Source organism: Leifsonia shinshuensis, assembly GCF_014217625.1.
In the GTDB taxonomy this organism is placed as follows: Bacteria; Actinomycetota; Actinomycetes; order Actinomycetales; family Microbacteriaceae; genus Leifsonia; species Leifsonia shinshuensis_A.
In genome coordinates this window covers 4,258,843-4,281,889 of sequence record NZ_CP043641.1, presented here as the reverse complement: position 1 = coordinate 4,281,889, position 23,047 = coordinate 4,258,843, and the positions used below count along the sequence as shown (strand labels likewise).

At 69.7% G+C, this 23,047-nt stretch carries 22 protein-coding genes, 1 tRNA gene and 1 pseudogene; 9 read left to right on the top strand and 15 right to left on the bottom strand.

Annotated elements, in window-relative coordinates; genetic code table 11:
• The first annotated feature begins 161 nt into the window (after positions 1-161).
• On the top strand, positions 162-434 hold the full coding sequence (locus F1C12_RS20885; RefSeq protein ID WP_185276716.1) for a tyrosine-type recombinase/integrase: 273 nt from the start codon (positions 162-164) through the stop codon (positions 432-434).
• 7 nt (positions 435-441) lie between these two features.
• On the opposite strand, the gene F1C12_RS20880 is transcribed toward F1C12_RS20885, so the two are convergent.
• From F1C12_RS20880 to F1C12_RS20865, 4 genes are all read right to left on the bottom strand, one after another.
• A complete protein-coding gene (locus tag F1C12_RS20880) occupies positions 442-2,622 on the bottom strand; it encodes an ATP-binding protein (protein WP_185276715.1) in 2,181 nt (726 codons plus the stop codon).
• Positions 2,619-2,810 (bottom strand): hypothetical protein, encoded by a 192-nt coding sequence (locus F1C12_RS20875; RefSeq protein WP_185276714.1) that lies wholly within the window; start codon positions 2,808-2,810, stop codon positions 2,619-2,621. Before F1C12_RS20875 ends, F1C12_RS20880 begins: the two co-directional genes overlap by 4 nt.
• 470 nt (positions 2,811-3,280) lie before the next feature.
• Positions 3,281-3,352, bottom strand: a tRNA-Arg gene (locus tag F1C12_RS20870).
• A 34-nt stretch (positions 3,353-3,386) separates the two neighbouring features.
• Positions 3,387-3,884 (bottom strand): HNH endonuclease, encoded by a 498-nt coding sequence (locus tag F1C12_RS20865; protein WP_185276713.1) that lies wholly within the window; start codon positions 3,882-3,884, stop codon positions 3,387-3,389.
• 23 nt (positions 3,885-3,907) lie between these two features.
• Here F1C12_RS20865 and F1C12_RS20860 point away from each other — a divergent pair, with 23 nt between their 5' ends.
• Positions 3,908-4,108: a hypothetical protein gene (locus F1C12_RS20860; RefSeq protein WP_185276712.1), complete on the top strand. Its 201-nt coding sequence runs from the start codon at positions 3,908-3,910 to the stop codon at positions 4,106-4,108.
• Between the two features lie 155 nt (positions 4,109-4,263).
• Here the strand turns inward: F1C12_RS20860 and F1C12_RS20855 are convergent, their stop codons facing one another.
• Both F1C12_RS20855 and F1C12_RS20850 read right to left on the bottom strand, forming a co-directional pair.
• Positions 4,264-5,193 (bottom strand): C40 family peptidase, encoded by a 930-nt coding sequence (locus F1C12_RS20855; protein ID WP_185276711.1) that lies wholly within the window; start codon positions 5,191-5,193, stop codon positions 4,264-4,266.
• 222 nt (positions 5,194-5,415) lie between these two features.
• Positions 5,416-6,105 carry a metal-dependent transcriptional regulator gene (locus F1C12_RS20850; RefSeq protein WP_185276710.1) on the bottom strand — a complete coding sequence of 230 codons (690 nt, stop codon included), beginning with the start codon at positions 6,103-6,105 and terminating at the stop codon, positions 5,416-5,418.
• 136 nt (positions 6,106-6,241) lie between these two features.
• Between F1C12_RS20850 and serC the strand changes: the two genes are divergently transcribed.
• Positions 6,242-7,357: a phosphoserine transaminase gene (gene serC, locus F1C12_RS20845; RefSeq protein WP_185276709.1), complete on the top strand. Its 1,116-nt coding sequence runs from the start codon at positions 6,242-6,244 to the stop codon at positions 7,355-7,357.
• A 39-nt stretch (positions 7,358-7,396) separates the two neighbouring features.
• Complete coding sequence (locus tag F1C12_RS20840; protein WP_185276708.1) at positions 7,397-7,642, top strand: DUF2530 domain-containing protein; 246 nt, start codon at positions 7,397-7,399, stop codon at positions 7,640-7,642.
• On the opposite strand, the gene F1C12_RS20835 is transcribed toward F1C12_RS20840, so the two are convergent.
• Together F1C12_RS20835 and F1C12_RS20830 are read right to left on the bottom strand one after the other, a co-directional pair.
• Positions 7,586-8,593, bottom strand: a complete 1,008-nt coding sequence (locus tag F1C12_RS20835; protein WP_258046042.1) for a DUF3027 domain-containing protein — start codon at positions 8,591-8,593, stop codon at positions 7,586-7,588. The two genes, F1C12_RS20840 and F1C12_RS20835, sit on opposite strands and share 57 nt — an antisense overlap.
• The gene (locus F1C12_RS20830; protein ID WP_185276707.1) at positions 8,586-8,966 is read right to left on the bottom strand and encodes a cold-shock protein; all 381 of its coding nucleotides are present in this window, start codon (positions 8,964-8,966) and stop codon (positions 8,586-8,588) included. Before F1C12_RS20830 ends, F1C12_RS20835 begins: the two co-directional genes overlap by 8 nt.
• A gap of 56 nt (positions 8,967-9,022) precedes the next feature.
• Between F1C12_RS20830 and F1C12_RS20825 the strand changes: the two genes are divergently transcribed.
• From F1C12_RS20825 to F1C12_RS20815, 3 genes are read left to right on the top strand one after another with little or no spacing between them, the layout of a single operon-like run.
• A complete protein-coding gene (locus F1C12_RS20825; protein WP_185276706.1) occupies positions 9,023-9,310 on the top strand; it encodes a hypothetical protein in 288 nt (95 codons plus the stop codon).
• A gap of 31 nt (positions 9,311-9,341) precedes the next feature.
• On the top strand, positions 9,342-11,204 hold the full coding sequence (locus F1C12_RS20820; RefSeq protein ID WP_185276705.1) for a helicase-associated domain-containing protein: 1,863 nt from the start codon (positions 9,342-9,344) through the stop codon (positions 11,202-11,204).
• Positions 11,205-11,210: 6 nt separating this feature from the next.
• Positions 11,211-12,854, top strand: coding sequence for a DNA repair helicase XPB (locus tag F1C12_RS20815; RefSeq protein WP_185276704.1), 1,644 nt, complete (start codon positions 11,211-11,213; stop codon positions 12,852-12,854).
• Positions 12,855-12,976: 122 nt separating this feature from the next.
• On the opposite strand, the gene F1C12_RS20810 is transcribed toward F1C12_RS20815, so the two are convergent.
• Genes F1C12_RS20810 through F1C12_RS20795 form a run of 4 tightly spaced genes read right to left on the bottom strand, consistent with a single transcriptional unit; the run spans position 12,977 to position 16,724 of the window.
• Positions 12,977-13,849, bottom strand: coding sequence for an aminoglycoside phosphotransferase family protein (locus F1C12_RS20810; RefSeq protein WP_185276703.1), 873 nt, complete (start codon positions 13,847-13,849; stop codon positions 12,977-12,979).
• Entirely contained in the window at positions 13,846-14,601 is a 756-nt protein-coding gene (locus F1C12_RS20805) for a pyrimidine reductase family protein (RefSeq protein WP_185276702.1), read from the bottom strand. Before F1C12_RS20805 ends, F1C12_RS20810 begins: the two co-directional genes overlap by 4 nt.
• Positions 14,594-15,490 (bottom strand): dihydropteroate synthase, encoded by an 897-nt coding sequence (gene folP / locus F1C12_RS20800; protein ID WP_185279098.1) that lies wholly within the window; start codon positions 15,488-15,490, stop codon positions 14,594-14,596. The genes F1C12_RS20805 and folP overlap by 8 nt, the downstream gene beginning before the upstream one ends.
• Positions 15,491-15,503: 13 nt before the next feature.
• A complete protein-coding gene (locus F1C12_RS20795; protein WP_185276701.1) occupies positions 15,504-16,724 on the bottom strand; it encodes an NAD(P)/FAD-dependent oxidoreductase in 1,221 nt (406 codons plus the stop codon).
• Between the two features lie 167 nt (positions 16,725-16,891).
• On the opposite strand from F1C12_RS20795, the gene F1C12_RS20790 reads away from it, so the two are divergent.
• Together F1C12_RS20790 and F1C12_RS20785 are read left to right on the top strand one after the other, a co-directional pair.
• The gene (locus F1C12_RS20790) at positions 16,892-17,584 is read left to right on the top strand and encodes a response regulator transcription factor (RefSeq protein ID WP_179605211.1); all 693 of its coding nucleotides are present in this window, start codon (positions 16,892-16,894) and stop codon (positions 17,582-17,584) included.
• Positions 17,585-17,634: 50 nt separating this feature from the next.
• Entirely contained in the window at positions 17,635-19,344 is a 1,710-nt protein-coding gene (locus F1C12_RS20785; RefSeq protein WP_185276700.1) for a sensor histidine kinase, read from the top strand.
• A gap of 15 nt (positions 19,345-19,359) precedes the next feature.
• Here F1C12_RS20785 and F1C12_RS22805 read toward each other — a convergent pair.
• The 3 genes and pseudogenes from F1C12_RS22805 to groL all read right to left on the bottom strand — a co-directional run bounded on the left by F1C12_RS22805 (position 19,360) and on the right by groL (position 22,960).
• Positions 19,360-20,111: pseudogene (locus F1C12_RS22805) on the bottom strand (SDR family NAD(P)-dependent oxidoreductase).
• Positions 20,112-20,121: 10 nt separating this feature from the next.
• On the bottom strand, positions 20,122-21,252 hold the full coding sequence (locus F1C12_RS20775; protein ID WP_185276699.1) for a hypothetical protein: 1,131 nt from the start codon (positions 21,250-21,252) through the stop codon (positions 20,122-20,124).
• Between the two features lie 88 nt (positions 21,253-21,340).
• Positions 21,341-22,960: a chaperonin GroEL gene (gene groL / locus F1C12_RS20770; RefSeq protein WP_185276698.1), complete on the bottom strand. Its 1,620-nt coding sequence runs from the start codon at positions 22,958-22,960 to the stop codon at positions 21,341-21,343.
• Between the last annotated feature and the right edge of the window lie 87 nt (positions 22,961-23,047).

The following is a 23,047-nucleotide window of genomic DNA, read 5'->3' as shown; positions in this document are numbered from 1 at the left end:
CGTCCCCTCACCTCACACCGCGCTCCCGAGCAGCCCGCTGGGCCACCGGCAGACCGCCGGAACGGATTCTCTGCCGACACGGTACACCGGTATTTGCGTAAGTGCAGGTATCGGGCAGGAGGCCGGGCATCGCCGCGCTGCGCGATGCCGGACTCGAGCACATGACTCAGCACGACCTGAAACATACCGCCGCGAGCCTGGCCGTGAGCGCCGGCGCCAACGTCAAAGCGCTCCAGCGCATGCTCGGGCACAAGTCGGCTGCGATGACGCTCGATATTTACGCCGACCTTTTGAAGATGACCTCGGCTCAGTCGCTGATCGCCTCAACGAACGGGTTCTGTCGGAAAGCCGGGGGAGCTTGTGGACCGAGTGACGGTCATGTCGCAAGGACCCGTCGGAGTCACCAGTTCGTGATGGACGAAGGCTCGTTTTGACCGACTCTCAGAACGGTGTCTCCGGATCAGGGTTGTTCGCGTCCGTGCTGTTAGCCAACGCGTCGCCGGCTGCAAGCTGCGATGCCCAGTCCTTCCGTTCGGCCTTTTGGGCGTCAAAGGGAACATCGAAGGCGACCGGCAGCTCTGCCTCAATCCAGGAGCCCTCGGCTACAGCACGAAGCCGGGGCAAGCTGGGCAGCCCCTCGGCGACCGCCGATCCGAACACATTCTTCAAAAAGTTGATACTGGTGTCGTCGATACACGAGAAGGAGATCACCGTATTGCACTGCGTCAGTACCGACTTGCTGACCGTGGCAGTTCGTTGAGCAAGTACGAGGAGACCGACACCGTATTTGCGGCCTTGGAGCGCTATCTGCGTGATCTTGGCAATGGTTCCCTTGGAGTCGAAGTCTCCTAGGCCCGCAAAGGCCGCCTCCGGCATCACAGTGTGCGCCTCCTCCACAACGACAAGGGTCTTTTGGCCGCTCGTCGCTCCCTCTTTGGCCAGTTCGAGCAATGTACTCAAGTAGATTTCTGTGATCCAGAGGGTCGCTTTGGTGTTCGAGATCTCGGTCAACTCGATCAGACCTAGCGCTCCACCATCGCCCTGATAGAACTTCTCCAGCGTTATGCGGATATCTGAGCGAAGGCCATTTGCAAAGCTCGCCAGAATCTTCTTCTCTGCACCTGCGCCATATGCCCCCGTCTCCGCGGCGAAGAGCTTTTCGCCGAGTTCGGTAGCTTTCGCACCTGGAATCGAAAGCTCTATCGGCGCAAGGTCCGCAAGGCGTGGTGCGTACTGAGAGGTCAAGTCGAGACAGATCACCTTCACTCCGTTCGCAACCGAATAGCGAATCAAGTCGAACGCAAACTCGGTCTTTCCTGTACCGGTCGCACCGAGGATCGCCGTGTGGGACTCCATTTGGTCAATGAAGTTGCCGTAAAGCGTCACGCCCGTGCCTGGCACATCGCCGAGCGGAAAGAGACCTTCCACCTCAGTTTCGGCCGGTGGCACGGCCGCGAAATAGGCCAACGCGTTCATCGGCGGCAAATAGTCAAAGCGATGGAATCGCTCTCCTCGCAGCACACCGATCTGTACCGCGGTCGCAATCTGCGAGCCATAGTGCAAGCCACCAAATGGTTCCTCAGAAGTCTCCATTCCAGTCACCTGGAAATAGACAAGCTCGTCAGCGACGGGGACAACTAGCACTTGCCCAGATCCCACGAGTTGATCTGGAAGGATCTCTACCCGCAGATGAGTGAGCGTCGAGGACTCGCGGACCACGCCGGCGACTTCATGTGCCAGGCCACCGGTAAGTTTCTGAATCAGATCCGACCGGCTTGGTCCCGCCACGTCATGTGGAATGACTAGCGTGCCGGCACGACCGGCCTTTGTGCTCAAGCTGTCAGAAATGGCAAAGGTCGCCCAAACCCCATCACTGCGATTCTCGCGAAACAGAGGCACACACCACCGGCTCGAGCCATCGGGAAGATGCGCAAGAACCACGGACTCAGATTCGATCGGCCACGATCCCGCAGCTGCGAGTGCGACTCTAGCCAGGTTTGGACTATCAACGCGATCAAGATGGCCCACCAACTTGTCACGCGCCTCTTGACCTAGACGAAGCCGACTGAGCAGCTGTGGAATACCGAGGGGCCAGATCGCAAGGTACAACCCCCAGAAGACCAACAGCGCCAAGGCAAGACTCGAACGACTTGAGGCGAAAAAGAAGAGAGAGGCCAAGAACACAACGGAGAAGACCACGCGTGCTCGACCAAATCTTGAAGCAATGAGGTAAGCAATCGCCATGGTGCGCCGTCCCCTTGTCCGGTTGGACTGAGACTGGAGTGTTAGGCAGGCGGCAGAAGCTGCCATTACGACTCCGAGATACGTAGCTACAACACCCCAAATCGCCAGCGACTCCGACGCAAGCAACGGCAAAAGCGGAAGCATCGTAATCAATGCCGTGAAGGAGTTCACGAGCGCATCACCGGGAGCGGTGAAGTACTTCTCCAGAATCAATGACCCGAGGACGACCAGAAGGATGCTGCTCTGTAGCAGCAATGCGTCTGCGGGGTCGCTCGGAATGAATTCGCCAGTCTTGGTCCAAGCGATGAGTCCAAGCGAAGTGACTGCTACAAGAAGAATGGCGACGCGTACCCACGGACGAATCGGACCCGACGTCATGATCGGTCACCCCCGTCCTTGGCCGAGGCACCGGATGTCGACGTCGTCACCAGATGAAATGGATGGATACATCCGTATCCATAGACAAATGAAGACTCATCGCAATCGCAGAGGGCAACAAAAAAGGACTCCTGAGCTCGCTGCTCGAAGTCCTTGGGCTGCTGGGTGGCGGTCGTCGTGATGCTCATAACGTTGGGCTCCTCTCGTTCGATGTGCGTTCAAATGGTTTCCGATTCCTTGGGTCGATGGTGGATTCCTGCACTGCAACACGCAGCGCTAGAACGATAGCGGTGGATCGCCAGCACAAGCAACGCACCCATTCGGGTTACGCAACGAGCATTGGGGACTTGACTATGACAGGAGGTAGCCGATGGTATCTCGGCGTCGCCCCCGACGACGCTCAGCTCTGAGGCGGATGTACCTTGGCTCATTTGCCAATCGGCAAGTTACCCGGCTGTGCCCACGCATAACCCCGGTTCGGGGCACTGTGGGTACACTGCCCGCGTTCCCATGAGGCTCGCATCCCGACCACTACGACGCTGGGAGGTTCTTCGAGCTTTCGTCGTTCGTGTGGGCAAGTTGTGGGCAAAACGAAAACCGCCGCTCCTTGCGCCCCAAGAAACCATCTCTGAGCAGCAATCTTGCTAAAGACGTACAGTGCCCCTGGAGGGACTCGAACCCCCAACCTTCTCCTTAGGACGGAGCAGCTCTTCCATTGAGCTACAGAGGCCAGCCCTTCCAGACTACCCGAGGGCGCCCGGCCCTCAGGCCGCGACGCCGAGGTAGTCCTGCCAGTCCGCCTGGCCGCCTTCCACTCCGCGGACCACCCAGGAGCTGTCGTGCGGGGCGCGGGGGGTGAGCTTCAGCGTCCAGCCCATCTCGGCGGGGGTGCGGTCGCCCTTCACGTTGTTGCAGCGGAGGCAGCAGGCCACCAGGTTCTCCCAGCTGTCCGCGCCGCCGCGGGAGCGCGGGAGGACGTGGTCGATCGTCGTCGCCGTCTTGCCGCAGTAGCCGCAGTGGTGGCTGTCGCGGCGGAGCACCCCGCGTCGGGAGACCGGCACCGCGCGGCCGTGCGGGATGCGCACGTAGCGGGTGAGCAGGATCACCGACGGGCGGTCGTAGCGGCCCGAGATGCTCCACACCGGGTGGGCCGTGTCGCTCGCGAGGACCGTCGCCTTCTGATTCATCACCAGGACGATGGCGCGCTTGAAGGAGACGACCGCGAGGGGCTCGTAGCCGGCGTTGAGGACCAGTGTCTTCATCTGCGTCCTTTCGGGTCCGCTGGGTGGACAAGAACCGGGGAAACAAAAAGGGCACTGTCCGAACGGACAGCGCCCTGGAAGACGGCGGCATGGTGGCGGCACACCACATGGTGGCGGTGGCAGGCCTCGACGTGGTGGCGGCATGCGAGGAAGTCGCGGTGGCGCGGGAGCAGCTCGCGCTCGGCTCGGAGGCCGCGACCCACCCCGGTGGTCACCCTGGGTGACCGCACGGTGGTCGACTCGGCCATCGGAGACTCCGATCTGCACGGCTGCCTGGCAGTGCGCCAGGGCATCAGAGTAACGCAGAAATGGCGCGCCACCTATTCGTGGCGCGCCATCGCTGGTGCGTGAACCGCAGTGTTCACCGCGGGTTCGGGTGTCAGATACCGAGCCGGACGACGTAGTAGTCGCTGGTCCAGATCGGGCGGATGGAGATGGAGCGGCCCGAGTCGGGTGCGTCCATGATGTTGCCGTTGCCTGCGTAGAAGCCGATGTGGCCCGACATCACGATCAGGTCGCCCGGCTGGGCGTCGTTGATCGAGATCTTCGTGCCGCGCGCGGCCTCCCCCGACACCGAGTGCGGGAGGGAGATGCCGAACTGGGCGTAGACGTACATCACGTAGCCCGAGCAGTCGAAGCCGGCGGGGGTGTCACCACCGTAGACGTACGGGGTGCCGATGTACTGCTTCGCGACCGAGAACACCTGCGCGAGGCTGAAGCTCGGGTACGGCGGGTTGGCCAGGAAGTCGGAGACCGACGGGCCGGAGTAGCTGGCGTAGTTCGCGAGCGACACCGCTGCGCGCTGGCGGGCGGCCTCGGCGGCGGCGGTGGCCGCTGCTGCCGCCTTCTGCGAGTCGAGCTGCGACTGGCTGGTCGCAGCGGCCGCGTCGCGGCTGACGGTGGCGGCGGTGACGCCCTGACCGACGGCGACGGACTGCGCCTGCGCCTTCTTCATGCTGTCGGACGCGCTCGGGCCGAAGCCCGCGGACTCCGCGCCGCTCGGGTTGAACGCGAACGCCGGGAGCGACATCGTCGCGATGATGCCGGTCGCCACGGTGATGACGCCGACGTTGAGGATCCAGCCGCCCTTGCGCTTCGCGGCGGGCTTGGCGGAGTCCTTCGCGGCGGGCGTGGACGCCTGCGCGGCGGGCTTGGGGGCCGCCGCGACCGGCGCCTTCGCCGTGCGGAGCGACCGCCGGGAGACGAGGTGGGATCCGGAAGATGACGTCGTCGACGACGTCGAAGCGAGGGTATCCGGGTCCTGAGGGGTCCGGTCCTGGGCAGGATCGGGCGTACCAGAGTGTGCCAAAGTGCAACCTCCTGCGCTCCGGCAGCACTAGGGAGCTGCCCCCGTCCGATGCGATCGGCATTCGGCTTCACCGGCTGGGAGACGGGCTTCAGGGGGGTTGGAGCGTCCCGGTCGGGGTCCTGATGGGCCGGCTTCTGGCCCGTTCGGACTCGTTAGAGACTACGGGACGACCCGCCGTTTGTCATTTGTTTAACGCACTTTTTAACGAATCGGTAACGGAGATCAGGCGTCGACGAAGATGTGCGCCGCGAGCTCGTTCGGGAGTTCGAGGCCGGCCTCGAAGCCATCGATCTGTACGGTGACGTACGACCCCGCCGCAGCGAAAGTGCCGGTCGAGCCGGGAAAAACCCCGGCCTGCTTGAGCTGCAGCAGCAGCTCCGGGTCGACCTGCGCAGGCTCGCCCAGGCGCCGGATCCTGGCAGTCACCTCAGAATCGCCGCCGCGCACGACGTCGACCAGGTTGACCAGGTTCTCGGTGGAGGCCGCGTCCGGCGCTCCCAGCTCGCCGAGCCCGGGGATGGGGTTGCCGTACGGCGACTCGGTCGGGTGGCCGAGCATGGTGATGAGCTTGCGCTCGACCTGCTCGCTCATCACGTGCTCCCAGCGGCACGCCTCCTCGTGGACGTACTCCCACTCCAGCTCGATGACGTCGCTGAGCAGGCGCTCGGCCAGGCGGTGTTTGCGCATGACGTGCACGGCCTTACGGCGGCCGTCGTCGGTGAGCTCCAGGTGGCGGTCTCCGGAGACGACCACGAGCCCGTCGCGCTCCATGCGGCCGACGGTCTGCGAGACGGTCGGGCCCGAGTGGCCGAGACGCTCGGAGATGCGCGCACGCAGCGGGACGATGTTGTCCTCCTCCAGCTCCAGGATGGTGCGAAGGTACATCTCTGTCGTGTCGATCAGGTCGGTCATGAACCCCTCCCGTGCGGGCGCGCGAATGTGCGGGTACGAGCCTACTTGCTACCGGTGACGCCGAGGTGACGGCACCCCGGCGTCAGGCTCCGTCATCGGGCCCGCCGCACCGTTCAACAGCCAATACACTTCAGTTATGCCGGACGTGACGATTCCCACCGACCTCCTGCCCGCCGACGGACGATTCGGCTGCGGCCCGTCCAAGGTCCGTCCGGAGCAGGTCGCCTACCTGGCGGGCCCCGGCGCGGAGCTGCTCGGCACCTCCCACCGCCAGGCGCCGGTGAAGGACCTGGTCGGCCGGGTGCGCTCGGGCCTCGGCGAGCTGTTCCGCCTCCCGGACGGCTACGAGGTCGTCCTCGGCAACGGCGGCTCCAGCGCCTTCTGGGACGCCGCGGCGTTCTCGCTCATTCAGGAGCGCAGCCAGAACCTGGTCTTCGGCGAGTTCGGCGGCAAGTTCGCCAAGGCGGCGAAGACCCCGTGGCTGCAGGCCCCGCACGTCATCGAGGCCCCGGCGGGATCCCGCGCGGAGGCCGAGGCGGTGGAGGGCGTGGACGTCTACGCCTGGACCCACAACGAGACCTCCACCGGCGTGATGGCGCCGGTGAAGCGGGTGCACGGCGACGCCGGCGCCCTGACCGTCATCGACGCGACCAGCGCGGCGGGCGGCGCCGACTTCGACGTCGCAGAGACCGACGTCTACTACTTCGCGCCGCAGAAGAACTTCGCCTCCGATGGAGGCCTCTGGCTCGCGCTGTTCTCCCCCGCCGCCATCGAGCGGGTCGAGCGGATCGCGGCGAGCGACCGCTACATCCCGGAGTTCCTCAGCATCAAGAACGCGATCGACAATTCGCGGCTCAACCAGACGCTCAACACCCCGGCCGTTGCGACGCTCGTGCTGCTGGAGAACCAGATCGAGTGGATGAACGGCAACGGCGGTCTCGCCTGGGCCGACGCCCGCACGAAGGAGTCGTCCGGCGCGCTCTACGCCTGGGCCGAGGGCGTCGACTACGCCACCCCGTTCGTCGCCGACCCGGCGCACCGCTCGCAGGTGGTCGTCACGATCGACTTCGACGACCGGATCGACGCGGCGGCGGTCGCCAAGACCCTGCGCGCCAACGGCGTCGCGGACACCGAGCCGTACCGCAAGCTCGGCCGCAACCAGCTCCGCGTCGCGACCTTCACGGCCATCGAGCCGGACGACGTGCGCGCGCTGATCGGCTGCGTCGAGTACGCGGTCGAGCGACTGGGCTGAGCCGGGCGCCGGACGGAAGAAGCAGGGACGGAGGCGATCGTGCGACTGTGGCTGCGCGACGACGAGCGCCGTCCCGACCCTGTGCCGGTGCCGACGGACGACCGCCGGGCCGTGCTCGTCGGCATCGGGCTCTGGGTGCTCGCGCTGATCCCGACGCTCGTCTTCGCCGGACCCATCACGGCCGCAGGCGGCGGCTGGTGGATCTGGACGGTGGTCGTCGGGATCGCGCTAGGCCTGCTCGGCTTCGCCTACCTCAGCGTCACCCGCGCCCGCAGGCGCCGCTGAGTCGCTGACCGGCTCGGACTCGGCGTCGTCGGCGTCCTCGGACTCGGCGTCGTCGTCGGACTCGGCGTCGTCGTCCGCGAGCGCTGCGGCCTCCTCGGTCGCGAGGTCGAGCTCCGTGTCGGTGTCGGTGTCCTCGTCGAACGCCACATCGACCGAGTCGATGTCGACGCCGTCGAGGTCGTCGTCACCGTGGAGGTCGTGGACGTCGGCGTCGTCGTCGTCGGAGTCCTCATCCGAGTCCTCGTCGGACTCGGACTCGTCGGACTCCTCGTCGTACTCGTCCTCGTAGTCGTCGGCGTCGTCCTCCACGTGGGCGTCGTCGCCCTCGGCCCCCGCGGCCTCGGCTTCGGCGGCGAGCGCCTCCTGGGCGGCCTGGTACTCGGCGAGTCGCTCGGACCACGGCACCCAGTCGGGCGCCAGGAGGGCGTCCTCCCCGGGCATCAGCTCGGCCTCGAGCACGGTGGGCTCTGCGTCGCCGTCGGCGCGGCCGACCGTGACGGTCCAGTGCCAGCCCGGGTAGCCGGGAAGCGCGGCGGCGAACAGCAGCGAGACCGCGCCCGTGGGCTCCACGACGTGCCCGATGGGCTCGCCGATGGTGCTCTCCGGCGTGATCTCCGCGAGCCCGGCCCGCGCGAGCGGGAGCGCGGCCAGGAGGTCGGCGACGTCGGCCTCGCTCAGCTCGACGACGGCAGGCTCGGCCGCGACGGCTTCGGTCTCTGCGTCGACCTCTGCGTCGGTCTCGACGTCGGCTTCGGTCTCGGCGTCGACCTCTGCGTCGGTCTCGACTTCGGCTTCAGTCTCGACGTCGGCTTCGGTCTCGGCTTCGACTTCGGCTTCGGCTGTCTCCGGGTCGGTCGACTCAGCCTCGGTCGATTCGACGTCGGCCGTGCCCGAATTCTCCGTGCCCGGCTCCTCCGTGCCCGCCTCGTCCGTGCCCGCCTCCTCAGGCATCCAGGTCGTCCGCAACCCGGCGCAGCACCGCCGCGATCTTGGCGCCGTGCGCCTTGTCCGGGTACTTGCCGCGGCGCAAGTTGGCGCCGATGCCGTCGAGCAGCTTCACGAGGTCTTCGACGATGATCGCCATGTCGTCGGCCGACTTGCGCTTCATCTTCACCAGGCTCGGCGGGGCCTCCAGCACGCGCACGGACAGCGCCTGCGCGCCGCGCTTGCCGTCGGCGATGCCGAACTCGAGCCGCGAACCGGCCTTCACCACGGCGCCGGCGGGCAGCGCAGAGGCGTGCAGGAAGACCTCCTGGCCGTCATCGGTGGCGATGAAGCCGAAGCCTTTCTCCTCGTCGTAGAACTTGACCTTGCCGGTCGGCATGGGAACCTCACTTCACATGGGGGATCGAATGACCAACCTCAATTATCCTTGATTTCGTGACTTCGCAGACCCCGCCACCCGCATCCCGCCTCCAGCGCGTCCTCTCGTACATCGTGGCGGCGCTGGTCGTCGTGTCGCTGGTGTGCATCGCGGCCATCCTGGTGGGGTCCGCGCTCGGCGGGATGCCACAGCAGGGCTCCGGCCAGGGGCTGTGGCCCGCGGTGTTCCTCTTCCCCCTCATCGCACTCCCGATCGCGTTCGTCCTGCTGATCACACTCATCATCGTCACCGGCCGCCAGCGCAGCCGGGCGGCGAAGGCCGCATCCGGGAAGAACCGGCGCTGACCTCGCCCCGGCGGACCGGCGGACCGGCGCGATGACGACGACGCTCGCCCTGGCGGCGCGGCTCCGCGCCCTGCCGGACGCCGAGCTCGCCGCCGTGCTGCGGGCCCGCGCGGTACGCCGCGCCGGTGTGTCCGACTTCTTCGATCTGGCCGAGGCGCTGCTCGACCCGGAGTCCGTGCAGCGCGCGCTCGCGCCGCTCGACCGGGTGCGGCTCGCGACTCTCGCGCTGCTCGGCGAAGCGGGCGACGCCCGGACCAGCGAGTGGATCGCGGACACGCTCCGGGAGCACCCTGCGACTGCGGCGGTGACGACGGAGGCCGTCCGCGACGCGATCGCCGCGCTCGCCGGCCTCGCCCTCCTGCATCCCGCGGACGACGGCGCAGCAGCCTACGACGCCGTCACCGCCCGGCTCGCCTCCTGGCCCGCGATCGGCCTCCCCCGGCCGGCGGCCCTGCTCGACACCGCGCCTCCCGCCGTGCCCGCGCCGCTCGCGCCCGACGAGCTGGCCGCCTCCGACCGGCTCGCCGCCGAGCGGGCCTTCGAGGCGGTCGCCGGCGTCTCCGAGCTCCTGACCGAACTCGGCAGGGAGGGCGCGCGCGAGCTGCAGAAGGGCGGCCTCGCCCTCCCGGCCGCCAAGCGTCTCGCGGACGCGCTCGCGGTGGACGCCGCCGTCGTGCCCGTCGCGCTCTCCGTCGCCTCCCGAGCCGGGCTGGCCGCGGTCGCCGACGGGCTCTGGCTGCCGACCGCCGAGGTCGCAGCCTGGCAGCACGCCACGACCGCCGACCGCTGGCGCGACCTCGCGGGCGCATGGCTCGACGGGCTCCCCGCCGACATCCGTGCGGTGCTGACGGCGCGCGGCCGGTCGCCGTGGGGCGCGTCGCTGACCGCTCACCTCGCCTGGCTGTACCCGGCGGCGGTCGCCGAGACCGAGCAGCGCGTGGAGGAGCACCTCCGGGAGGCCGAGTGGCTCGGCGTCACCGCCGGCCGGTCCCCGAGCGGCGCGGGCGCGCTGCTGCTGGAGGCCGGCCCCGCCGAGGCGACCGCCGCGATGGTCGCGCACTTCCCGGCCGAAGTCTCCCAGGTCTACCTGCAGCACGACCTGACGGTCATCTCCCCCGGTCCGCTCGCCCCCGACGTGGAGGCGCGGCTGCGCACGATGGCCGACCTGGAGAGCCGGGCGCTGGCCTCCACGTTCCGGTTCTCGGCGGCCTCCATCGACCGCGCCGTGACCGCGGGCGAGACCGCGGAGAGCATCCACGCGTTCCTCGCCGCCGTCTCGCTCACCGGCGTGCCGCAGCCGCTCGACTACCTGATCGCCGACGCCGTCGAGCGCCACGGTCGGGTCCGCGTCAGCGAGGCCGCCGAGGGTGCGGAGGGCCGCGCGGTGGTGCGCTCCGACGACGCCACCCTGCTCGGCACGATCGCGGTCGACCAGTCGCTCTCGTCGCTGCGGCTGCTGCGCGCCGACGAGCGGACGCTGGTCAGCCGGTTCCCGCGCGACGTCGTCTTCTGGGCACTGACCGACGCCCGCTACCCGGTGGTCGCCGAGGACGCCTCCGGCGCGCTGGTGACCCCGCAGCGCAGGAGGATCGCCGAGCGGACGGCTCCCGCCGCGACCCGGGATCCCGCCGCCGAGCTCGTCGCCCGGCTGCGCGAGGCGGACGCCGCGGAGACCGACACCGGCGAGCAGTGGCTCGCCCGCCAGCTCGACCAGGCCGTCCGCGCGCGGCAGACGGTCGTCGTGCAGGTCGCGATGCCGGACGGCCGGCTCGTCGACTACCTCCTGGAGCCGACCGGCATCGGCGGAGGGCGCCTGCGGGGCCGCGACCGGGCGGCGGACATCGAGCGGACCCTGCCGCTCTCCAGCGTCAAGGGTCTGCGCAGCGTAGACTGAGCGGTCATGTCCGATGGCCCCCTGATCGTCCAGAGCGACCGCACCGTCCTCCTCGAAGTCGCGCATCCCGCGGCCGAGGACGCCCGGCACGACCTCGCCGTCTTCGCCGAGCTGGAGCGCGCGCCCGAGCACATCCACACCTACCGCATCACGCGACTGGGCCTCTGGAACGCCCGCGCGGCCGGCCACACCGCGGAGGACATGCTCGGGACGCTGGAGAAGTACTCCAAGTTCCCGATCCCGCAGACGGTGACCGTGGACGTCTCGGAGACCGTCGCCCGCTACGGCCGGCTGGTCATCGAGCGCGACGAGGAGGGCACGCTGCTGCTGCGCTCTCCCGACCGTGCCGTGCTGCTGGAGGTCGCGACCGCCAAGCGCATCGCGCCGCTGCTGCTGGAGCGCCGCGACGAGACGACCTTCACCGTGGAGGCCTGGGCCCGCGGTCAGCTCAAGCAGGAGCTGGTCAAGCTCGGCTGGCCCGCCGAGGACCTCGCCGGCTACACCCCGGGCACCCCGCACCCGATCGACCTGGACGAGAGCGGCTGGGCGCTCCGCGACTACCAGCGCAAGGCGGTCAGCAACTTCTTCGACGGCGGCTCGGGCGTCGTCGTGCTCCCCTGCGGCGCTGGCAAGACGCTGGTCGGCGCCGGAGCGATGGCGACGGCCAAGACGACCACGCTCATCCTGGTGACGAACACCGTGTCGGCGCGGCAGTGGCGAGACGAACTGCTCAAGCGCACCTCCCTCACGGCGGAGGAGATCGGCGAGTACTCGGGCCAGGTCAAGGAGGTCAAGCCGGTCACGATCGCGACCTACCAGATCCTCACCGCCAAGCGGAAGGGCGAGTACGCGCACCTGGCGCTGCTCGACGCTCTGGACTGGGGCCTGGTCGTCTACGACGAGGTGCACCTGCTGCCCGCGCCGGTCTTCAAGCTGACCGCCGAGCTGCAGGCGCGCCGCCGCCTCGGCCTGACCGCGACGCTGGTGCGCGAGGACGGCCGGGAGGGCGACGTGTTCAGCCTGATCGGCCCGAAGCGTTTCGACGCCCCGTGGAAGGAGATCGAGTCGCAGGGCTTCATCTCCCCCGCCGCGTGCTTCGAGGTGCGTATCGACCTGCCGGCCTCCGACCGGCTGAGCTACGCCGCGGCCGCGGACGACGAGCGCTACCGCCTGGCCGCGACCGCTCCGGCGAAGCTGGACGTGGTCCGTCAGCTGGTCGACCGGCACGCGGGCGAGCGCATCCTGGTGATCGGCCAGTACCTCGACCAGATCGACGAGCTCGCGGAGGCGCTGGGCGCGCCGCAGCTCACCGGCGCGACCCCCGTGGACGAGCGGGAACGGCTGTACCAGGAGTTCCGCGACGGCACGACGCCGGTGCTGGTCGTCAGCAAGGTCGCGAACTTCTCGGTCGACCTGCCGGAGGCGACGGTCGCCATCCAGGTGTCGGGCTCGTACGGCTCCCGGCAGGAGGAGGCCCAGCGTCTCGGCCGCCTGCTGCGCCCGAAGCAGTCGGGCCTGTCGGCGAACTTCTACACGCTGGTCTCGCGCGACACCGTCGACCAGGACTTCGCGCAGAACCGCCAGCGCTTCCTAGCCGAACAGGGCTACTCCTACACGATCCTCGACGCGCACGCCGTCGCCGCGGCGTAGCCCGCGCCCCGCGCACATTCGTGCCGAATGTCGCGAATCGCGCGCACGGCGCCGAGCGACATTCGGCACGAATGTCGTGAAAGGCGGCGCTATTCGCGACATTCGGCACGAATCGCGCGGCGTCAGACGCCGGGGTCGGCGGCGAGGCGCGCGAGGGTGCGGCGGGAGGGCGCGTCGTCGGGGCTGTCGCGCACGGTGATCAGCGCCTTCCAGAGCGCCCAGGCCCGCGCCCGCTGCTCGGTCGCGGCGTCCAGGCCGACCGCCTCCAGGAACACGCGCCGCGCGTCGCCGTCGAACATCGTCCAGGCCGGGACGAGGTCGCAGGCCGGGTCGCCCACCCCGGACGTGCCGAAATCGATGACGGCGCTGAGCCGCCCGTTCCGGACCAGCAGGTTGCCGGGGGCCGCGTCGCCGTGGAACCACACCGCCGGCCGCTCCCACGCCGTCTCCTCGGCGGCGTCCCAGATCCGGCGGGCCAGCACCGGGTCGATGTCGCGGAATCCCGCGGACATCGCTGCGAGCGCCTCCTCCCGGTAGACCGCGGGCGGCGCACCGCGGTAGAAGTTGTGGCTCCCGGCCTCCGGCCCGCCCGCGGCGTCGAGGCGCCGCAGCGCCGTCAGGAACGCGCCGAGGTCCGCCGCCAGCGCCACCGCGTCCACATCCTCCGCCAGCCCGAGCGGCGTGCCCGGCAGCCAGCGGTAGACCGACCACGGGAACGGATACCCCTCACCCGGCTCCCCGAGCGCGACGGGCTGCGGGATCGGCAGCGGGAGCTGCGGCGCCAGCCGCGGCAGCCACTCGTGCTCCTTCGCCACCTGCTCGACGTAGCCGCGGGCGCTCGGGAGTCTGACGCTGAGCGCGTCGCCGAGCCGGAAGGTCCGGTTGTCCCAGCCGCTCAGCGCGACGTCCCATACCAGCAGCGACCGGTATGCCGGGAACTGCTCGTCGACCAGCCGTCGGACGAGCGCGGCGTCGACTTCCACGCGGTCGTTCACGCGCGCTTCACGTACCGCAGCAGCAGCGTGTCGTCGGCCTGCAGCACGTGGGCGAGCCGCATCCCGATCGGCAGGATCGGCGCCGCACCGGCCGAGATGCGGGAGGCGACCCCGGCCTCCAGCGTCGGGCTCACCGTCAGGCAGAGCTCGTCCACGACGCCCGCGGCGATGAGGTCGCCGAACAGGTGCGGGCCGCCCTCGCAGTGGATGCGCCTCAGCCCGCGCTCGACCAGTCCCGCCACCAGCCGGGCCGGCTCCACGCGCTCCTCGCCGCAGACCACGACGTCCGCGACCTCGGCGAGCGCCTCGCGGGTGTCGTGCCGGGAGAGCTCGGTGGTGACGATGATGGGCCGCTCCGGCGCGTCCCGGAAGATCGGGCTCGCCGGGTCCAGGTCGAGGCTGGCGGAGACGATGGCGAAGACGGGGTGGGCGGTCATCCCGGCCTCGCGCCGTGCCCGCTGCGAGACCTGGTCCACGCGCATCGCGCCGTAGCCTTCCGCGCGCACGGTGCCCGCGCCGACCAGCACCACGTCGCAGAGCCGGCGCAGGAGGTCGAACACCCGGTGGTCGGCGTCGTCGGACAGGCCGCCGGAGAGGCCCTGCCGGGTCGCGGCGCCGTCGATGCTGGAGACGAAGTTCACCCGCAGCCACGGACTCCCCGCGCCCGCGGAGTACGACTCGGCGATGCGCGCGTCCCCGATCCCTTCCTCCGCCGGGAGCGGGAAGATCCGGTCGATCGCGACCTCACTCATTGACGTCGCCCATGTTGTGCGTGAGGTACGCCGGCTCGCGCAGCCCGAGGATGGCCTCCGTCATCCGTGCGGCGGCCACCGAGCCCGCCACGTCGTGCATCCGGATGATGCGGGCGCCGTTGACGATCGCCACCACGGCCGCGGCGATCGAGCCGTCACGGCGCTCCGAGCGCGGGGCGTCCAGGGTCTCGCCGATGAAGTCCTTGTTCGAGACCGCGGCGAGGACGGGGTAGCCGAGGTCCGCGATCTCGGAGAGCCGGCGGGTGAGCTCCAGCGACTGCAGCGTGTTCTTGTTGAGGTCGTGACCCGGGTCGAGGATGATGCGCTCCTCGGGGACCCCGGCGGCGGCGGCGCGGTCGACGCGCTCCAGGAGGAAGTCCCCGACCTCCCGGGCGATGTCGCCGTACGTCGGGCGCGGGAAGACGGTGCGCGGGGCGGCGAGGCTGTGGGTGAGCACGAGCGTCGCTTCGCTGTCCGCGACCACGCGGGCGAGGTCGGGGTCGCTGAGTCCGGTGGTGTCGTTGATCACGGTGGCGCCCGCTGCGATCGCACGGGAGGCCACCGACGCGTGGAACGTGTCGACCGAGATGACGACATCCGATCCGGCGCGCAGCTCGGCCACGACGGGCACGACCCGGCCGGCCTCCTCGTCGTCCGGGATCGGCGCGCCCGGCGCGAACGGGGCTCCGCCGATGTCCACCCAGTCCGCCCCGGCGGCGACGGCGTCGAAGGAGGCGGCGACCGCGGCGTCGAGGGCGAAGGTGCGGCCCTGGTCGAAGAAGGAGTCCGGGGTGCGGTTCACCACGGCCATGACGGCGACGCGGCGGGAGAAGTCGAAGGTGCGCGCGCCGATGGAGCGCACGGGGACGCGGAGAGGGGGCAGGTACATCGCGACGCCGGTCTCAGAGCTCTGCAAGGTCCACGCTCTCGTCGGTCAGCCGGTCGGGATCGACGGCCTCCCGGCCGCGGATCAGGCGCTGGATCTGCTCCTGCACGTCCCACTCGTTCACGTTCATCCCCGCCACCACGCGGTTCTCGCGCAGCCAGAAGGCGATGAACTCGCGTGCGGAGACGTCGCCGCGGAAGACGACGCGCGCGCCGGAGGCCAGAGGTGCGTAGCCGGAGTACTCCATGCCCAGATCGTATTGGTCGGAGTAGAAGTACGGGATGTCGTCGTAGCTCGCGTCCTGCCCCGCGATCGCCTTCGCCGCGACCGTGCCGCCGGCGATGGCGTTGGCCCAGTGCTCGTTGCGGAGACGCTGTCCGATCGCCGGCAGCAGCGGGTTGGCGAGGTCGCCGACCGCGTAGACGTCCTCGGCCGCGGTACGCATCGCCTCGTCGGTCGGGATGCCGTTGTCGAGCGCGAGGCCGGACTGCTCCGCCAGGTGGGTGTTCGGGATCGCGCCGACGCCCGCGACGACCACGTCGGCCGGGATGCGCTCCCCTGTCGCGAGGACCACGACCTGCTCGTCGCCGCCCTCCACCGCCGACACCTGTGCGGCGTTGCGGAAGGCGACGCCGTGGTCGCGGTGCAGCGTCTCGAACACGGCGCCCAGCTCCGGGCCGATCGCGGGCGCGAGCGGGACGTGCGACCGCCCGACCACGGTCACCTCGTTGCCGTAGCCGCTCGCCGCTGCGGCGACCTCCATGCCGATCCAGCCCGAGCCCACCACGACGACGCGCCGCGAGCCGACCTCCAGAGCGGCCCGGAGCCACTGCGAGTCCTCGATGGTTCTCAGGGAGAAGACGGCGCCGTGGCCGCTGCCGGGGACGCCGAGCGGTCGGGCGTGCGCCCCGGTCGCAAGCACGAGGCTGTCGTAGGTGATCCGGGCGCCGCCGGCGACGAACAGCTCGTGCGCGACGGGGTCGAAGGAGCCGGCCTGCGTCCCCGGCAGGAACTCCACGTCGTTGTCGGCGTACCAGTCCGCTGGCTTCACGTAGGCGTCGTCGAGGTCGGATTCGCCTTTCAGATACTCCTTGGAGAGCGGCGGGCGGATGTACGGGTGGTGCTTCTCCGCGCCGAGCAGCAGGATGCGCCCGCCGAAGCCGCGCTCGCGCAGTTCGACGGCGGTCGTCGCCCCGGCGAGCCCTGCTCCGACGATGACCACGGTGGGATTCGACATGGCTGCTCCGATCACTGGTCATTTCAGCATCCACTGTTCACACGGCCCGCGCCAGCCCCTCACACTGCCCGCGTCGGCCGCCCGCACTGCCCGCACCGGCCTCTCGCACTCATCGCGCACCGTCTGCTCACAGGCAGAATTCAGCAGACGCGCAGATACTGTTTCGCATGAACGCCGGACCCCGCATTCTCATCGTCGACGACGAGCCGAACATCCGCGATCTCCTCACCACCAGTCTCCGCTTCGCCGGTTTCGCCGTGCGCGCGGTCGGCAACGGGGCCCAGGCGATCTCCGCGGTCCTCGAAGAGGAGCCAGACCTCATCATCCTCGACGTCATGCTCCCGGACATGAACGGGTTCGGCGTCACCAAGCGGCTGCGCGGCGCGGGCTACACCGCGCCCATCCTGTTCCTCACCGCCAAGGACGACACCGAGGACAAGATCACCGGCCTCACCGTCGGCGGCGACGACTACGTCACCAAGCCGTTCAGCCTTGACGAGATCGTCGCGCGCATCAAGGCCATCCTGCGCCGCACCATGCAGGCCGACGAAGACGCCGTGATCCGCGCCGGCGAGCTGACGATGGATCAGGACACCCACGAGGTCTACGTCGGCGACACCCCGATCGAGCTCAGCCCGACCGAGTTCAAGCTGCTGCGCTACCTGATGCTCAACCCCAACCGCGTGCTGTCGAAGGCGCAGATCCTCGACCACGTCTGGGAGTACGACTTCAACGGCGACGCCGGCATAGTGGAGTCCTACATCTCCTACCTGCGCCGCAAGGTGGACGCGCACTCCAGCGAGCCGCTGATCCAGACCAAGCGCGGGTTCGGCTACATGCTCAAGGCCGCGAAGGCGTGACCGGCGCTCACATCCTCGGCTCAGCACCGTCTGCATAGACTGGCGGCCTGATGCACTCACGCCTGCTCGACCGCTGGAACGCGATCTCCCTCCGGACCAAGATCACCGGGGTGACCGTGCTCATGCTGACGCTCGGGCTGCTCGTGACCGGCATCGGGACGATGTCGATGCTGAAGCCGGTGCTGATCGACCAGCTCGACGCGCAGCTGTCGGCGGCGTCCGGGGCGACGTACGTCAACACCTACCTGTTCGGGTCGTCGGACAAGGACAAGATCGCCGCGGACTCCAGCCCGTCCGACTACTTCGCCGCGCTGTACGACGCCAACGGCAACCTGGTCAAGACGAACTGGAGCAACATCCCGTTCGCCCACCGGCCGGCCATCCCCGAGAAGCTGGACCTGACCGAGGCGAAGGCGATGGGTCCCGGCGGGATCACCATCTTCAGCAACGACGGCCGCACGGCGTACCGCGCGCTCGTCACGACGCAGACGTTCGCCTCCACCGGTGAGCTCGCCACAGCGATCGTCGCCACGACGACGAGCCAGATCGACACGGTGATGGCGAGCTTCCTGGCGATCTTCCTCGGCTTCGGCGTCATCGTCATCATCGTCGGAGCCGGACTGACCCGGATGCTGGTCACGACGACGTTCTCGCCGCTGCGGGAGGTCGAGCAGACGGCCGCGGCCATCGCCGACGGCGACTTCAGCCAGCGCCTCGGCGGGGCGACCCCGAACACCGAGGTCGGCCGCCTCAACCGCTCGCTCAACACGATGCTGAACCGCATCGACCGCGCCTTCAACGACCGCGCCCGCACGATCGACCAGATGCGGCGGTTCGTGGGCGACGCCTCCCACGAGTTGCGAACGCCGCTGGTGTCGGTGCGCGGCTACGCCGAGCTGTACCGGATGGGCGCGCTGCAGACGCCGGAGGACGTCGCGCAGGCGATGGAGCGCATCGAGAAGGAGGCGATCCGGATGGGCCTCCTGGTGGAGGACCTGCTGGAACTCGCGCGCCTCGACGAGACGAAGCCGCTCGACCTCCACCCGGTCGACCTCGTGCGCATCGCGCAGGATGCCGCCATGGACGCCATGGCCGGGGCCCCCGGCCGCCGGGTGACCGTGCTGACGCCCGCTCCCGTGCTGGCCCACGCACCGTCCGACTACGCCGAGCCCGGACTGGACACCGTGCCCATGTCGCTGCCGGAGGACCTGTCCCGCCCGGCAGGCGCCACAGGCCCGATCGCCTTCGCCGGCTCGGCGCTGGCGCGGCTGCGGCGCAGCAACCGGGCACGTCGTGGCACAACGGGACCGATTGCGGTCACGACCGCCGAGAAGGTGGTCCTCGCCGCCCCGCCCGCCGAGCCCGCGATCGTGATGGCCGAGGAGAACAAGCTCCGCCAGGTCGTCACCAACCTGATGGGCAACGCCCTCCGCTACACCCCGGAGGACAGCCCGATCGAGATCGCGGTGCAGGTCGACCACCGCACGGATCGCGCGCTGCTCGAGGTGCGCGACCACGGCGAGGGCATCCCGCCGCAGATCCGCGACAAGATCTTCCAGCGCTTCTGGCGCGCCGACACCTCCCGCGCCCGCGAGACGGGCGGAAGCGGCCTGGGCCTCGCGATCGTCTCCTCGATCGTCTCGGCCCACCACGGCACTGTGGAAGTCGTGGAGACCGACGGCGGCGGCGCGACCTTCCGGGTCTCGCTGCCGCTGGTGGACGCGAAGCGGGTCGCGGAGGCGCCGCGCGCCGGAGCCTGACGCGCGAGCGCTGTCTCAGCGGCCGCCGGCGACCCGCAGCGTGGTGGCGGTGACGTAACCCGCATCCGGGCCGAGCAGCCAGGCGACGGCGGCCGCGATCTCGTCCGGGTCGGCGGCCCGCTGCAACGGGATGCCCCCGGCGTCATGCGCTCGACGCGGTCCGGGTCGCCGGTCGTGGCGTGGAGCTCGGTGTCGACCAGGCCGGGCGCGACGCCCACGACGCGGATGCCGTGCGGTCCGACCTCCTTGCCGAGGCCCATCGTGAAGGCGTCCAGGCCGGCTTTCGCCGCCGCGTAGTGCGTGTACTCCCCCGGGCTGCCGAGCGTCGCCGCACCCGAGGTGATGTTGACGATCACGCCAGCGGCGCCGGTGCGCAGGAACTCGCGGACGGCCAGGCGCGCACTGAGGACCGCTGCGACGAAGTCCACCTCGATGGTCTGGCGCACCTCCTCGGCGGGGGTGTCGGCGAGGGGCGCGTAGCGCGTGCTGACGCCCGCGTTGTTGACCAGCGCGTCCAGTCGCCCGAACCGTTCGGCAGCCACGTCGAACGGGGCCTGGATGCCAGAGTCCGTCCCGAGGTCGGCTCGGACCAGCTCGACGCGCGCACCCGTGCCGGCGACGGAGGCCGCGACGCGCTGTGCCGCCGCCTCGTCCGACCGGAAGGTGACCACCAGGTCGTATCCCGCGCCGGCCAGCCGGCGCACGATGGCGGCGCCGATCCCCCGCGAACCTCCGGTGACGATGGCGACGGGGCGCTGGCTGTCCATGCCCTCCAGCCTAGAGTCGGCCGGCCACCCACTCCACGACGGACGACGCCTGGTCGTCGGAGCCCGACACCGCGGAGAACTGGATCCAGGCGTCGCCGGCCAGGGCGTCGACCACCGTCTCGGCCGGGGTGGAACCGGAGGCGTCCGTATGGCGGATCAGCGCGGGGAGTTCGCTGCTGCCGACCTGGAGCGTGCTGCCGCTGGCGTCCGGGTCGCGGCCGACGACCAGGGCGTGGTAGGTCGCGTAGGCGGCCGCGGCGCCGCGGAGGACCGAGACCGTGCCGATCAGCGAGGAGTCCGTGTTCCCGCCCGCGCGGTACGCGCAGACGGCGGCGCCAGGGACGTCCAGGAGCGCGCTCTGCACTCCGAACGACTGCGCCGTGTCGAGGGTTGCGACCGACGGCGGGCCGTAGACGCCGGCGACGGCCTTCAGCCAGGCGGGGTCGGCGCAGGACAGCGCCTTCGCCGGGGCGGGCGTCGCCGCGCGGGCGTCGATCGCGGCGACAGTCGGGACGAACGACTGGACCAGCGCGTGGAACGCCTTCTCGTCGATGACGGAGGAGCCGCTGACGGCGTCGACCGCCAGCCACGAGCCGCCGATCAGGACATTCGTGTGGCAGGAGCTCCCGGCACCGGATGCCGGGTGCGCGCAGTCGCCGCCGCGCGACTCGCCGCCGTCATAATGTGCGCCGTTCGCGGCGGAGTCCGGGTACTGCTGGGCCAGCCGCTGCCAGCTCGCGCTCGCGTGCGGCAGGACCTGCACGGACAGCAGGTGCACGGCCGCCGGGGTGGCAGTCGCCGGGGCGCCCGCCGAGCCTGCCGGATCGTCGCCCCAGCGGCACCAGCCGCCACCGGCCGCCTGCGCACCGAACGGCCCGCGCGCCGCCGGCGTCGCGAGCGCGTCCGCCGGGGTCGTCGCCAGTGGCGCACTGCCGCCGAGCAGCGCCTCGACAGCCGGAGTCGCGGTGAAGGCCGCGCAGTCGAGGGGCGGCGCGACGTCCACCGCGGGTTCGGAGGTGACGCGCGGCGTCGTCGGCCCCGCGCCGGGCAGTCCCAGCACCTGGCAGCCGGAGAGGCAGAGCAGCGCGGCTGAGAGCGCGGCCGTCATCGCCACCGCTCCCGACCACCGTCTCGCCGTCATGCTCCCCCTCGATCGAGTCGACGATAACAGCGAAGAGGGCGCCTCCCGCGAACGGGAGACGCCCTCTGATACTGCGTGTCGGCTGGACTCAGAAGTCCATGCCCGCGCCCGGGTCGCCCACCGGCGCCGGGTTCTTCTCGGGCTTGTCGGCGACGACGGCCTCGGTGGTGAGGAACAGTCCCGCGATGGACGCGGCGTTCTGCAGCGCCGAGCGGGTGACCTTCACCGGGTCGTTGATGCCGGAGGCCAGCATGTCGACGTACTCGCCGGTCGCGGCGTTGAGGCCGTGGCCGACCGGGAGCTCGCGCACCTTGGCGACGACGACGCCGGCCTCGAGGCCCGCGTTGACGGCGATCTGCTTCAGCGGAGCCTCGATCGCGACCTTGACGATGTTCGCGCCGGTCGCCTCGTCGCCCTCGAGCGACAGCTTCTCGAACGCGGTCTTGCCGGCCTGGATGAGGGCCACGCCACCACCGGCGACGATGCCCTCCTCGACGGCGGCCTTCGCGTTGCGGACGGCGTCCTCGATGCGGTGCTTGCGCTCCTTGAGCTCGACCTCGGTGGCCGCGCCCGCCTTGATGACGGCGACGCCGCCGGCGAGCTTCGCGAGACGCTCCTGGAGCTTCTCACGGTCGTAGTCCGAGTCGGTGTTCTCGATCTCGCCGCGGATCTGGGCCACGCGGCCGGCGATGGCCTCGGGGTCGCCCGCGCCCTCGACGATGGTGGTCTCGTCCTTGGTGATGACGACCTTGCGGGCCTGGCCGAGCAGGTCGAGGGTGACGTTCTCGAGCTTGAGGCCGACCTCCTCGGAGATGACCTGGCCGCCGGTGAGGATCGCGATGTCCTGCAGCATGGCCTTGCGGCGGTCGCCGAAGCCCGGGGCCTTGACGGCGACGGACTTGAAGATGCCGCGGATCTTGTTGACGATCAGGGTGGCCAGGGCCTCCCCGTCGACGTCCTCGGCGATGATGAGGAGCTGCTTGTTGGCCTGGATCACCTTGTCGACGATCGGGAGCAGGTCCTTGATCGAGGAGATCTTCTGGTTGGCGATGAGGATGTACGGGTCCTCGAACACCGCCTCCTGGCGGTCCTGGTCGGTGACGAAGTACTGCGACAGGAAGCCCTTGTCGAAGCGCATGCCCTCGGTCAGCTCGAGCTCGGTGCCGAAGGTGTTCGACTCCTCGACGGTGACGACGCCCTCCTTGCCGACCTTGTCGATCGCCTCGGCGATGATCTCGCCGATGGTGGTGTCGCCGGCGGAGATGGACGCGGTGGCGGCGATCTCGGCCTTGGTCTCGACCTCCTTGGCGCTGGAGACGAGCTCGTCGGTGACGGCCGCGACGGCCTTCTCGATGCCGCGCTTCAGCGTGATGGGGTCGGCGCCGGCGGCCACGTTGCGGAGGCCCTCCTTGACGAGCGCCTGAGCCAGGACGGTCGCGGTGGTGGTGCCGTCGCCCGCGACGTCGTCGGTCTTCTTCGCGACCTCCTTGACCAGCTCGGCGCCGATCTTCTCGTACGGGTCGTCGAGCTCGATCTCCTTCGCGATGGAGACGCCGTCGTTCGTGATGGTGGGAGCGCCCCACTTCTTCTCGAGGACGACGTTGCGACCGCGCGGGCCCAGCGTCACCTTGACGGTGTCGGCCAGGATGTTGAGGCCGCGCTCGAGGCCGCGACGGGCGTCCTCGTCGAAAGCAATGATCTTTGCCATGTGTTTCTCGTCCCTCCCGGACGTCTGCGAAAGATTCCGTTTATTAGCACTCGATCAGATGGAGTGCTAAAGCGATTCTGGCACTCA

Bases quoted from the DNA above. Each gene is read 5' to 3' on its own strand.
- F1C12_RS20785 (WP_185276700.1), top strand. From the start codon at position 17,635: ATGCACTCACGCCTGCTCGACCGCTGGAACGCGATCTCCCTCCGGACC.
- F1C12_RS20885 (WP_185276716.1), top strand. From the start codon at position 162: ATGACTCAGCACGACCTGAAACATACCGCCGCGAGCCTGGCCGTGAGC.
- serC (WP_185276709.1), top strand. From the start codon at position 6,242: ATGCCGGACGTGACGATTCCCACCGACCTCCTGCCCGCCGACGGACGA.
- F1C12_RS20850 (WP_185276710.1), bottom strand. From the start codon at position 6,105: ATGACCGACCTGATCGACACGACAGAGATGTACCTTCGCACCATCCTG.
- folP (WP_185279098.1), bottom strand. From the start codon at position 15,490: ATGTACCTGCCCCCTCTCCGCGTCCCCGTGCGCTCCATCGGCGCGCGC.
- F1C12_RS20795 (WP_185276701.1), bottom strand. From the start codon at position 16,724: ATGTCGAATCCCACCGTGGTCATCGTCGGAGCAGGGCTCGCCGGGGCG.
- F1C12_RS20880 (WP_185276715.1), bottom strand. From the start codon at position 2,622: ATGACGTCGGGTCCGATTCGTCCGTGGGTACGCGTCGCCATTCTTCTT.
- F1C12_RS20775 (WP_185276699.1), bottom strand. From the start codon at position 21,252: ATGACGGCGAGACGGTGGTCGGGAGCGGTGGCGATGACGGCCGCGCTC.
- F1C12_RS20815 (WP_185276704.1), top strand. From the start codon at position 11,211: ATGTCCGATGGCCCCCTGATCGTCCAGAGCGACCGCACCGTCCTCCTC.
- F1C12_RS20820 (WP_185276705.1), top strand. From the start codon at position 9,342: ATGACGACGACGCTCGCCCTGGCGGCGCGGCTCCGCGCCCTGCCGGAC.
- F1C12_RS20875 (WP_185276714.1), bottom strand. From the start codon at position 2,810: ATGAGCATCACGACGACCGCCACCCAGCAGCCCAAGGACTTCGAGCAG.
- F1C12_RS20830 (WP_185276707.1), bottom strand. From the start codon at position 8,966: ATGCCGACCGGCAAGGTCAAGTTCTACGACGAGGAGAAAGGCTTCGGC.
- F1C12_RS20790 (WP_179605211.1), top strand. From the start codon at position 16,892: ATGAACGCCGGACCCCGCATTCTCATCGTCGACGACGAGCCGAACATC.
- groL (WP_185276698.1), bottom strand. From the start codon at position 22,960: ATGGCAAAGATCATTGCTTTCGACGAGGACGCCCGTCGCGGCCTCGAG.
- F1C12_RS20865 (WP_185276713.1), bottom strand. From the start codon at position 3,884: ATGAAGACACTGGTCCTCAACGCCGGCTACGAGCCCCTCGCGGTCGTC.
- F1C12_RS20805 (WP_185276702.1), bottom strand. From the start codon at position 14,601: ATGAGTGAGGTCGCGATCGACCGGATCTTCCCGCTCCCGGCGGAGGAA.
- F1C12_RS20835 (WP_258046042.1), bottom strand. From the start codon at position 8,593: ATGCCTGAGGAGGCGGGCACGGACGAGGCGGGCACGGAGGAGCCGGGC.